Origin of the sequence: Acinetobacter sp. BEC1-S18-ESBL-01 (assembly GCF_014169935.1) — a bacterium.
GTDB lineage: Bacteria > Pseudomonadota > Gammaproteobacteria > Pseudomonadales > Moraxellaceae > Acinetobacter > Acinetobacter pittii.
This window is the reverse complement of sequence record NZ_AP022302.1, coordinates 3,349,656-3,361,318: the sequence shown is the minus strand read 5'-3', so window position 1 is coordinate 3,361,318 and position 11,663 is coordinate 3,349,656. Positions and strand designations below refer to the sequence as shown.

The following is an 11,663-nucleotide window of genomic DNA, read 5'->3' as shown; positions in this document are numbered from 1 at the left end:
AATAAAGATTAAGGCTGAGCTTTTGGTAAACGATTTGCTGAAATCTGACGAGTAATTTGCTGTGCAATGTCATCAATCACAATACGTTGCAAATAAGATTCTTGCTGATTTTCGGTGTTAACCGTTGCAAGATCATATTGATAACTACGAGATGCAGTTAATGAACGTGGTTCAGTAATTTTATTACCCTGACGGTCTTCAATCTGGAAGGTTACGGTTAAGCGTAATAATACTTCCGTTAGTTTTCCATTTAAAAGCTGACGGCGTGGTGTGTACTCTAAAACACGGAGTACGTAGGCATCATTATCATTGCTGAATTGAACACCATTTGCAGCTAAATAAACTTTTAACTGGGTTTCTAAATCATCAGTTTTAGCTGGTAACTCAAGGCTTAATTTTTTATAAACAAGCGGAGTTGCAGTCGGGTTGGTTCCTTTTAAATGAAATCCACACCCGACTAAGCCTGCACTAAGGCCTAAGGTCAAAACAACAGCGGCTAAACGTTTGGCAAAGTGCATGCTTGATCCTCTCATTAATAACTTTAATTAAACCACGAGGTTAACTAATTTATTTGGAACCACAATTTCTTTCTTTGTTGGTCCTGTTAAGAATTGTTGAACTTCTGGAAGGGCTTTAGCTTGAGCTAATAGATCTTCTTTAGAGATATCAACCGAAACTTCAAGTTTACCGCGAAGTTTACCGTTAACCTGTACAACAATCGTTTGTGTATTGCGAGTTAATGCAGAAGCATCGACTTCAGGGAATCTTGCTTCTGTTACATCTGTACCAAACTGAGCCAATAACGTTTGACTTAAGTGCGGTGCAAATGGAGCAAGTAAAGTTAACAGTGTAGTGATCGCTTCACGTTCTACAGCAACGTCGTTGTCATCTTTTGCTTCAAACTTGTTGCTCGCATTTAACAATTCCATCAAAGCAGCAATCGCAGTATTGAATGCATGACGACGTTCGATATCATCACTTACTTTTTGAATAGTTTCGTGAGTTTTGCGACGTAAATCTTGAGCATCTTTAGACAAGTTAGCAGTATCAATCGTAGAAGCTTGGTTGCCTTTTTCAAGGAAGCTTGCTACAAGGCGCCACACACGTTTTAAGAAACGGTTTGCACCTTCAACACCTGCATCAGACCATTCTAAAGATTGATCTGGTGGAGCAGCGAACATCATAAATACACGTGCTGTATCTGCGCCGTATTGATCAATAATCGCTTGTGGGTCGATACCGTTGTTTTTCGACTTAGACATTTTTTCTTGTCCGCCGATCACAACTTCTTGACCGTCACCTGAATATTTTGCAGAAAGAATACGACCTTTTTCATCGCGTTCTAATTCGATATCAGCAGGGTTAAACCAAGTTTTCTTACCATTTTCTGCTTCACGATAGAATGTATCCGCAAGCACCATGCCTTGAGTTAACAAGTTGGTAAATGGTTCATTACCTTGTACTACACCTTCATCACGCATTAATTTGTGGAAGAAACGTGCATAAAGTAAGTGAAGAATCGCGTGTTCAACACCACCAATATATTGGTTTACAGGAAGCCAGTTTTGAGCAGCTTCAGGTTTCACCATTCCGCCAGTGAAGTCTGGAGACGCATAGCGTGCGTAGTACCAAGATGACTCAACGAAAGTATCCAAGGTATCTGTTTCACGACGTGCATCACCACCACAACAAGGACATTTAGTTTCATAGAATTCAGGCATTTTATTAAGCGGGTTACCTGAACCATCTGGAACAACGTCAGTTGGTAATACAACCGGAAGCTGATCTTCTGGAACTGTGACTTGACCACAAGTATCACAGTTAATCATTGGAATTGGACAACCCCAGTAACGTTGACGAGAAACACCCCAGTCACGTAAACGGAATTGAACTTTAGAATTTGCTAAACCTTGTGGTTCTAATTTTGCAAGGAATGCATCGAAAGCAGCTTGGAATTCTAAACCGTCAAACTCACCAGAGTTAACAAGTTTACCTTCTTTTGAACCGTACCATTCTTGCCACTCGGTTGCCGAGTAGTCTGCATCGTCAGCGCCTTTGGCATCAATTACTTGCTTAATAGGCAAGTTGAACTTGTTTGCAAATTCGAAGTCACGTTCGTCATGTGCCGGTACAGCCATGACTGCGCCAGAACCATAAGACATTAATACGTAGTTTGCGATCCAGACAGGAAGCTCTTCACCAGTTACAGGATGCTTTACAAACAAACCTGTCGCCATGCCTTTTTTCTCGGCTGTTGCCAAGTCTGCTTCTGCAACTGAACCCATGCGGCACTCTTCAATGAATGCAGCCAATTCAGGGTTGTTTTCAGCAGCTTTAAGCGCAAGAGGGTGTTCTGCTGCAACGGCAACATATGTCACGCCCATAAGCGTGTCAGCACGTGTTGTATAAACAGTTAAGCCATCAGCATAAATTTCGGTATTGGCAGATGGGAAAGTAATTTCCATGCCTGTAGAGCGACCAATCCAGTTACGTTGCATGGTCAACACTTGTTGAGGCCAGCCGTCTTGTAGAGTGTCTAGGTCGTCTAATAATTCTTGTGCATAGTCAGTAATACGGAAGTAGTACATTGGAATATCGCGTTTTTCAACCAATGCACCAGAACGCCATCCGCGACCATTTTCAACTTGTTCGTTTGCTAAAACAGTTTGGTCAACCGGATCCCAGTTTACTGTTGAAAGTTTACGGTAGATCAGGCCTTTTTTATAAAGCTGAACAAATAACCATTGTTCCCAGTGATAATACTCTGGTGTACAAGTTGCAAATTCACGATCCCAGTCTACAGATAGACCTAATTTTTTTAATTGGTCACGCATGTACGCAATGTTTTCAAATGTCCATTTTGCTGGAGCAACTTTATGGGCAATTGCTGCGTTTTCCGCAGGTAAACCGAATGCATCCCAACCCATAGGTTGTAATACAGTTTCACCTTTTAAACGGTAAAAACGGCTAATCACATCGCCAATTGTATAGTTACGCACATGCCCCATATGCAGCTTGCCGCTTGGGTAAGGAAACATTGACAGGATGTAACGATGTTTACCTTCGACAGTGTCGGCAACTTTAAAGACTTTACGATTTTCCCAATCTTGTTGAACTGATGGTTCAATCGTGTTTGCTTGATATTCGGGGTCAATGTGAGAAATAGTCATAGACGTAAGCTATACAACAAAAATTGATATTAAAGATTGTTGCACAGCATAGCGCAAAATCGACAAAAATGCAGTTTTGGGATGGATTTATTTTCCGTTAAAAATTAAACAAGAATAAACCTGAAAAAAGCGGGGTAATCATAAAAAAAGAAAAGTGGAAAAATCAAATAAGATGAAAAAATAGTCAGTTAAAAAATAATCATAGAAAAGTGTTTCTTTAATCTTGACTTTAGTGAATTAAACAACAAAAATGCTTCCTTTAGTTTTATATGCGATTATTTGATCACCCTTCGAATAACCGTCATGTTTTGTAATAGACATTCTCTCTAGCCGAGAGATTGATTTTACTTAAAGTATGTATATCCAGACATGCTTTATTAATGTTAAAAAAGCTTATACGGCTGAAAAACAGAAATTTTTCTATTGCAACGAAAACTAGACAATATGTGTGCTATAACAGTGCAGACAATTCAATGAATGAAACACTATTTGTGCCTTCCATAAATAGTGATAAAGATTTTAGGGTGAATCACGTTGGAACTTTTATCTGGTGGTGAAATGCTCGTTCGTGCTCTTGCGGACGAAGGCGTTGAACATGTTTTTGGTTATCCAGGCGGCGCTGTATTACATATTTATGATGCGCTATTTCAACAAGACAAAATTAATCATTACCTCGTACGTCATGAACAAGCTGCTGGTCATATGGCAGATGCTTACTCGCGTGCTACAGGTAAGACTGGCGTAGTACTGGTCACTTCTGGACCTGGCGCAACTAATACTGTGACTCCAATTGCAACAGCTTATATGGACTCAATCCCAATGGTGATTTTGTCTGGCCAGGTTGCATCACATCTTATTGGTGAAGACGCTTTCCAAGAAACTGATATGGTAGGTATTTCACGTCCAATCGTGAAACACAGCTTCCAAGTTCGTCATGCAAGCGAAATTCCTGCAATTATCAAAAAAGCATTTTATATCGCAGCAAGTGGTCGCCCTGGTCCAGTTGTAGTCGATATTCCTAAAGATGCGACAAATCCTGCAGAAAAATTTGCGTACGAATATCCTGAAAAAGTGAAGATGCGTTCTTATCAGCCACCTTCACGTGGTCATTCTGGCCAAATTCGTAAAGCGATTGATGAGCTTTTAAGTGCAAAACGCCCTGTAATTTATACGGGTGGTGGTGTTGTTCAAGGTAATGCATCGGCATTATTGACTGAACTCGCGCATTTACTAGGTTATCCAGTAACTAACACACTTATGGGCCTTGGTGGCTTCCCTGGCGATGATCCACAATTTGTGGGCATGTTAGGTATGCACGGTACTTATGAAGCAAATATGGCGATGCATAATGCTGATGTCATTCTTGCAATTGGTGCGCGTTTTGATGACCGAGTAACCAATAACCCAGCAAAATTCTGTGTGAATGCTAAAGTTATTCATATTGATATTGATCCGGCGAGCATTTCAAAAACAATTATGGCGCATATTCCGATTGTAGGGGCGGTTGAGCCTGTACTTCAGGAAATGTTGACGCAGTTGAAACAATTAAATGTGTCTAAGCCAAACCCTGAAGCAATTGCTGCGTGGTGGGATCAAATTAATGAATGGCGTAAAGTTCATGGCTTAAAGTTTGAAACTCCGACTGATGGCACAATGAAGCCGCAGCAAGTTGTTGAAGCTTTATATAAAGCGACCAATGGTGATGCCATCATCACTTCAGATGTGGGCCAACACCAAATGTTTGGTGCGTTGTATTACAAATACAAACGTCCACGTCAATGGATTAACTCAGGCGGATTGGGCACCATGGGCGTAGGTTTACCTTATGCAATGGCTGCGAAGCTCGCTTTCCCAGATCAACAAGTTGTTTGTATTACTGGTGAAGCTTCAATTCAAATGTGTATTCAAGAGCTTTCAACGTGTAAGCAATATGGCATGAATGTGAAGATCTTGTGCTTGAATAACCGTGCTTTAGGTATGGTGAAGCAGTGGCAAGATATGAACTATGAGGGCCGTCACTCAAGCTCATACGTTGAATCATTGCCTGATTTTGGCAAGTTAATGGAAGCTTATGGTCACGTTGGTATCCAGATTGATCATGCTGATGAACTAGAGTCGAAGCTTGCTGAAGCAATGGCGATTAATGATAAATGTGTATTCATTAATGTCATGGTTGATCGCACGGAACATGTTTATCCAATGCTGATCGCAGGTCAGTCTATGAAGGATATGTGGTTAGGTAAAGGGGAGCGTACATAATGAGACATATTATTTCTGTACTCGTTGAAAACGAAGCTGGTGCGCTTTCTCGCCTTGTTGGTTTATTTAGCCAACGTGGATATAACATTGAAACACTGAATGTTGCGCCAACCGAAGACCCAACTTTGTCACGCTTAACATTAACAACTTATGGTGATGACCATAAGATTGAACAGATTACAAAGCAGCTCAATAAACTTGTTGAAGTTGTAAAAGTAGTTGATTTATCAGAAGGTTCACACATTGAGCGTGAACTGATGCTGATTAAAGTAAAAGCGTTAGGTGCTTCACGTGCTGAAATTAAGCGAACGGCGGATATTTTCCGTGCGCAGATTGTAGACGTGACACCAACTACCTATACCATTCAAATAGCAGGGACAACTGAAAAATTAGATGGTTTTATCGATGCGCTTGCAGAAAACACTATTCTAGAAGTCGTTCGTTCAGGTGTATCTGGTATCGCCCGTGGCGAAAAAGTATTAGCCATTTAATTTTTTAAAAAGTATTTTAGCGGAGAACACAAATGCAAATTTTTTACGATAAAGACTGTGACTTATCAATCATCCAAGGCAAGAAAGTAGCGATTATTGGTTACGGTTCTCAAGGTCATGCTCATGCACTTAACCTTAAAGACTCAGGCGTAGACGTAACTGTAGGTTTACGTGCAGATTCAGCTTCTTGGAAGAAAGCTGAAAATGCAGGTCTTAAAGTTGCAGAAGTTCCTGCTGCTGTTAAGCAAGCTGACCTCGTAATGATTTTGACTCCAGATGAATTCCAATCACAACTTTACCGTGACGTGATTGAGCCAAACATCAAAGAAGGCGCGACTCTTGCATTTGCTCATGGTTTCTCTGTTCTTTACAACCAAGTTGTTCCACGTAAAGATTTAGACGTAATCATGGTTGCTCCAAAAGCACCAGGTCACACTGTACGTTCAGAGTTCCAACGTGGTTCAGGTGTTCCTGACCTAATTGCAATCCACCAAGATGCTTCTGGTAATGCACGTAACGTTGCTCTTTCTTACGCTTCTGGCGTAGGTGGCGGCCGTACAGGTATTATCGAAACTTCATTCCGTGAAGAAACTGAAACTGACTTATTCGGTGAGCAAGCGGTTCTTTGTGGTGGTGCGGTTGAATTAGTGAAAATGGGCTTCGAAACTTTAGTTGAAGCTGGTTATGCACCAGAAATGGCTTACTTCGAATGTTTACACGAACTTAAATTGATCGTTGACTTAATGTTCGAGGGCGGTATCGCTGACATGAACTACTCAGTATCTAACAATGCTGAGTACGGCGAATATGTAACTGGTGTTGAAGTAATCAACGAACAATCTCGTGAAGCAATGCGTAATGCATTGAAACGTATTCAATCTGGTGAGTACGCTAAGATGTTCATTCAAGAAGGTGCGTTAAACTACCCATCTATGACTGCTCGTCGTCGTCAAAATGCTGCACATGGTATTGAAGTAACTGGTAATAAGTTGCGTGCAATGATGCCATGGATTCAAGCAAACAAAATCGTAGACAAAGAAAAGAACTAATTTTCTTTATCTAACGTTTTAAAAGAACCCTGCTTTAAGCAGGGTTCTTTATTTATACTATTTTATTTGAATGTGAAAATTGCGATTAGGCCAACTTGACTAGATTAAATAAATTCTATATTTTTCATATAATTGGCTGCTTAATTTTTATTTACTTTATTGATTTATAAAGTAAAAAATACTTGACCAAAAGATAGATAATGTTATTGTTTATAACTGACTGAATAAGTCAAATTTACTAAAATTTCTTTAACATGTTTAATTGTATTTTGGGCAATGAGTTGAACAAAATAAAAAAAAGTATTGAATAATCATGGAAGTCCAATATGGGTCATGTTGATTACGATAGCACATTGATCGTCGGCTCTTTTATTGCAGCTGGCTTCATTTGTTATATTGTAATTTCCATGGAGCAACTAATATTCAAGCAAGTCTATAAGAAATTTGAATCCTTAATTTTATTTATTAATGGATTGCTACTCGCCTTAGCAATTAGCATCGTCCATATTGTTGGTATACAAGCTTATCATCTGTTTGATACAGCTCACTCTAATATTCCTTTAATTGCAATATCTTATGCTATTAGTGCATTGTTATCTTGCATTGCGATGTGGTTGACTTCGCGTTTTACACTCCCTTTATTTAGACTCATTTTGAGCTCGATTATTATGGGAATCGGAATTTCAGCTTCATATTACATTAGCATGCTGGGCTGGAATATTAATGTTTATAAAAAAGATTACACTTCGTTTTTACTTTTATTTTCTGTATTAATTGCGATGAGTGGTTCAGGGCTAGCGTTTTTACTCGCCTATAAATTAAAAGACACTGAACGATATCGCTTAACTTTAAAAATCGCATTTTCGGTTATGATGACCTTAAGTATTATGGGGATGCACTACACAGCGCTTATTGCGACGAATATTACTGATAAATTTATTAGCCAATATCAGGCTGAACATGACTTATTATTATTTACAATTATTCTAGTCACCTGTTTGGTACTCGTAGCAAGTTTTATTGTTGCAATGTTAGAGCAACGCCTTACTCAACAGAATTTAGAGCTGCGCAAAGCAAATAAAGAATTAGCTAATCTATCTATACAAGACAATTTAACCAAATTACCTAACCGCCTTTATTTGGTGGATTATGCTGAAGTATTACTTTCAGATCATCGATACAAAGACCAGAAAATTGCTTTCTTATACATTGATTTAGATCGATTTAAATCGGTGAATGATGCATTTGGACATCATGTGGGTGATCAATTACTTATTCAGATGGCGAACCGCTTACATTGGCAACTCAATGAGAAGTGTAAACTGCTTAGAATTGGCGGTGATGAGTTTTTGCTTATTGCCGAAAATACAAATGCCGATGAAGCAGTTATTTTGGCTGAGAAAGTTTTACAGCTGATTCAAGAGAGTTATCAGATTTCTGGTAAAGAAATTAATATCTCTGCAAGCTTAGGAGTGGCACTATTTCCTGAGCACGGACAAAATGTTCAGGACTTACTCATGAACGCTGATGCCGCGATGCTCATGTCTAAAGAACAAGGCCGAAATACTTATACCATCTTTAGTTATTCAACCCATCAACAAGAAACGAGAAGTCAGTCAAAACTGATCAATGATCTTTATAAGGCCGTAGAAGAAAAGCAGTTCATCCTATATTACCAACCAAAATTTAATACGAACCTTGAGGTCTGTGGCGTTGAAGCATTAATCCGTTGGAATCATCCAGCTTTAGGAATACTCACACCGCATATGTTTATAGAAGGTGCAGAAAAAACGGGTTTGATCATTCCAATGGGATATTGGGCACTTGAGCAAGCTTGCCTGCAAATTCAAGAGTGGGAACGCAGTAACACCCCATTTTATCCAGTCGCAGTAAACCTATCTGCACTACAGTTCGAAAATAAAAAATTATTTAGTACACTCGAAGCATTATTGAAAAAATATCAAATTCAACCTCATCACTTAATTGTTGAGATTACTGAATCAACTGCAATGCGACATATCGATTTAAGTATTCGAGCTTGTGAGCGACTACGTGATATGGGCATTCGAGTCGCAATTGATGATTTTGGAACAGGCCATTCAAGCTTTTTATATTTAAAAGATTTACCTGTAGATGAATTGAAAATTGATCGTGGTTTTATTGTTGACTTAAAACCAGGCTCAAAAGAAGAAGTGATTCTAGAAAGTATAATACATTTAGCTAAAAAGTTAGGTTTAACCGTAACAGCGGAAGGGGTGGAAACTCAACAGCAAGTTGAGATTTTAACCCGTTTAGGCTGTCAGCAATTTCAGGGTTATTTATTAGGAATGCCTGTTCATGTCGATCAACTGATTGAATCTCAAGGCGCTCACTTCGCTTAATCTTTTCTATATCGATTTTTAAATCTAACATTTCCTTTTAATTTTATCTTTAAAGAACAAATAATTAAATAAATTTATCTTCTAAAATACACCTATATATTTGTAGTAGTGAATAGTATTAGTTTCTCAGTTAGTTAAATGTTTTACATATAATAATTTGTGAATATATACTGCAAGTATAAAGTAATACTAATAAATTGATGTTTGTATTTTATAAAATATAAGGAATAAAAAGGGTTAATATAAAGTATTGTGAAGTTTATGTAATAATTAGAATTAATGAAGATAGAACTAAATAAAAATATTAATTTTTAGGGGTTGAATAGATTTTTGGTGGAGTTGGAGAGTAGACTCCACCGAATTAAAAAAATATTTTTTATCTTTATTAAAATATAAATATTTAATTAATTTATAAATTAAATAGTTGCATACTCTCGAACTGTTTCTAATTCAATAATTTTGTTTATATAAGACCACGTTTGTTCTGGATTAATCTTTCCTTTATTTATAGTGCCGTCAATAATGATTCCATCTACAATGTTAAGAAAGAGCCCTGTTAGAATTTTTGTGTTTTCCACTTCTAATTCTGAAAGAGCTGAGAAAACTAATGAGTAAATCCACTCCCGATACTCATTAATTTGATGCTTAATAGAAGGGTACAATTGCATGACTTCGATGGTCGCTTTTTTAAATAAGCAGCCATTAAAGTCATCTGTATTAATCCAATCGATATACCAATTAAATATCTTTTTTAATTTAATCAGTGGGTTATTGGTATTTTTAATTTTTTCCAATATTGAATATTGGATCTCTAAATTTCTCTTATAAAGACATTCTTCAATTAAGGCTTCTTTAGAAGAAAAGTATTTATAAAAAGTCATTTTTGCAACATTTGATTCAGCAATAATGCGATCAACACCAATAGAAGTATAGCTTTTTTGGTTAAAGAGGGATGTTGCTGTTGTTATAATAGTTTCTCTTTTTGTCATCGGGTTCCCCGTTGCGGATATTTTTTGATTAACTTTGCTATTGTAAAGTGTATAAGCTTAAATAAAACTTATTTTATAGTATTTAAAAAATTATATTTATTCAATAGCTTGGTTAATTTAAAAAACAACATATTATATATTTAATTGGCAATAGTTTACTTTTTTAAATATTATTAATTAATCCGTTGATTTGTTGAGATAATACACATAGTATCAACTTGTTAAGTATGGGTGTGCGGAATTTATTTTAGCAATTGAATGCAAAATTGTAATAAAGAGAGAGCCTATAACTTAACTATAAGAAAAACTTTTTACAGAGAATCATTATGTTAAAAAAATTTGAAGACTTTAATAATCCAAGAGAAAAAGCATTGCAGGGGATGAAAAATAGTATTCCTGCAAAACAATGGGATGAAAATTTACAATTTCTTAAACAGTTAAGAAAAACGATTGCAGAGTTACCAGTTTGTAACCATCCTGCTATTGAACTGTTAAACGGTGGATACCTTGATAAACAACGTTTGACTCTTATCCATTTAGAATATCGTCATGCGATTGTACAAATTTTTACTGACGCTCTATTAAAGGCTCAATTTTTAACAAAACAATTGGAACCTAAACTCCACTCTGGGGCGAAGATGTATCCACGGGTATTATTAAGTTTAAATATACTTGATGAGTTTGGTTTTCGCCCTGGTTTAGACAAAGATAATTACTATCTGGGTAATCCTGAATATGCTCATTATCCTTTATATGAAGATTTACTTAATGATTATGGTTTAACGGAACTTGACCGTCGTAATTATAAACCATCAAAATTTGCAGATCAGGTTAGATCATTTTTAGAATCTTCTTATGATAGTTATATTAATGTCGTGGCATTATTAGCTGTTGCAGAGGAGGAAGTCATTCTTTTTAGTCCTCCATTACGTCAAGCAACCAAATTCGTAAATATCGATGTTGAAGGTGGTGGTTACTACCATGTACATGGTGTATCTACGGATGAAACATCTGAGGCTGCTGATGATGATCATGAAGATGATTTATGGTTTGCATTAGCACAAGCAATTACAAAAGATGATTATGAAAGCTTAACCAAGCTATGTATTGATTACTGTGCTTTATGGAATGAGTTCTGGGATGCACAAATTGCAGATGTTCAATTCATTGAAGAAAAGAAATTGGCGTAAAGATTCTGTTAAGTCTTAATCAAGCCCCATCTATAAACAGGTGGGCTTTTTTAACTGTAAAATTTCTAAGAAGTTAAACTCCATACTCAAAAAAGCTCGTGAGTAACTCATGGCTTATCAACAATCATTAAACA

General features: G+C 37.1%; 8 protein-coding genes. 5 read left to right on the top strand and 3 right to left on the bottom strand.

The window, feature by feature from the left end; all coding sequences use genetic code 11:
* Positions 1-8: 8 nt before the first annotated feature.
* Entirely contained in the window at positions 9-518 is a 510-nt protein-coding gene (lptE, locus tag H7R46_RS15990; protein ID WP_002115142.1) for an LPS assembly lipoprotein LptE, read from the bottom strand.
* A gap of 27 nt (positions 519-545) precedes the next feature.
* Positions 546-3,170 carry a leucine--tRNA ligase gene (gene leuS, locus H7R46_RS15985; protein WP_005066198.1) on the bottom strand — a complete coding sequence of 875 codons (2,625 nt, stop codon included), beginning with the start codon at positions 3,168-3,170 and terminating at the stop codon, positions 546-548.
* Positions 3,171-3,704: 534 nt separating this feature from the next.
* Here leuS and H7R46_RS15980 point away from each other — a divergent pair.
* The 4 genes from H7R46_RS15980 to H7R46_RS15965 all read left to right on the top strand — a co-directional run bounded on the left by H7R46_RS15980 (position 3,705) and on the right by H7R46_RS15965 (position 9,350).
* On the top strand, positions 3,705-5,429 hold the full coding sequence (locus tag H7R46_RS15980) for an acetolactate synthase 3 large subunit (RefSeq protein WP_002115026.1): 1,725 nt from the start codon (positions 3,705-3,707) through the stop codon (positions 5,427-5,429).
* Positions 5,429-5,920 (top strand): acetolactate synthase small subunit, encoded by a 492-nt coding sequence (gene ilvN, locus H7R46_RS15975; protein WP_002114824.1) that lies wholly within the window; start codon positions 5,429-5,431, stop codon positions 5,918-5,920. The genes H7R46_RS15980 and ilvN overlap by 1 nt, the downstream gene beginning before the upstream one ends.
* A 32-nt stretch (positions 5,921-5,952) precedes the next feature.
* Positions 5,953-6,969 carry a ketol-acid reductoisomerase gene (gene ilvC, locus H7R46_RS15970; protein WP_002115094.1) on the top strand — a complete coding sequence of 339 codons (1,017 nt, stop codon included), beginning with the start codon at positions 5,953-5,955 and terminating at the stop codon, positions 6,967-6,969.
* A 326-nt stretch (positions 6,970-7,295) separates the two neighbouring features.
* Entirely contained in the window at positions 7,296-9,350 is a 2,055-nt protein-coding gene (locus H7R46_RS15965) for an EAL domain-containing protein (RefSeq protein ID WP_005066201.1), read from the top strand.
* 416 nt (positions 9,351-9,766) lie between these two features.
* Here the strand turns inward: H7R46_RS15965 and H7R46_RS15960 are convergent, their stop codons facing one another.
* Positions 9,767-10,339 (bottom strand): TetR/AcrR family transcriptional regulator, encoded by a 573-nt coding sequence (locus H7R46_RS15960; protein ID WP_002117307.1) that lies wholly within the window; start codon positions 10,337-10,339, stop codon positions 9,767-9,769.
* Between the two features lie 326 nt (positions 10,340-10,665).
* On the opposite strand from H7R46_RS15960, the gene H7R46_RS15955 reads away from it, so the two are divergent.
* Positions 10,666-11,529, top strand: a complete 864-nt coding sequence (locus tag H7R46_RS15955) for a hypothetical protein (protein ID WP_005066203.1) — start codon at positions 10,666-10,668, stop codon at positions 11,527-11,529.
* The last annotated feature ends 134 nt before the right edge of the window (positions 11,530-11,663 follow it).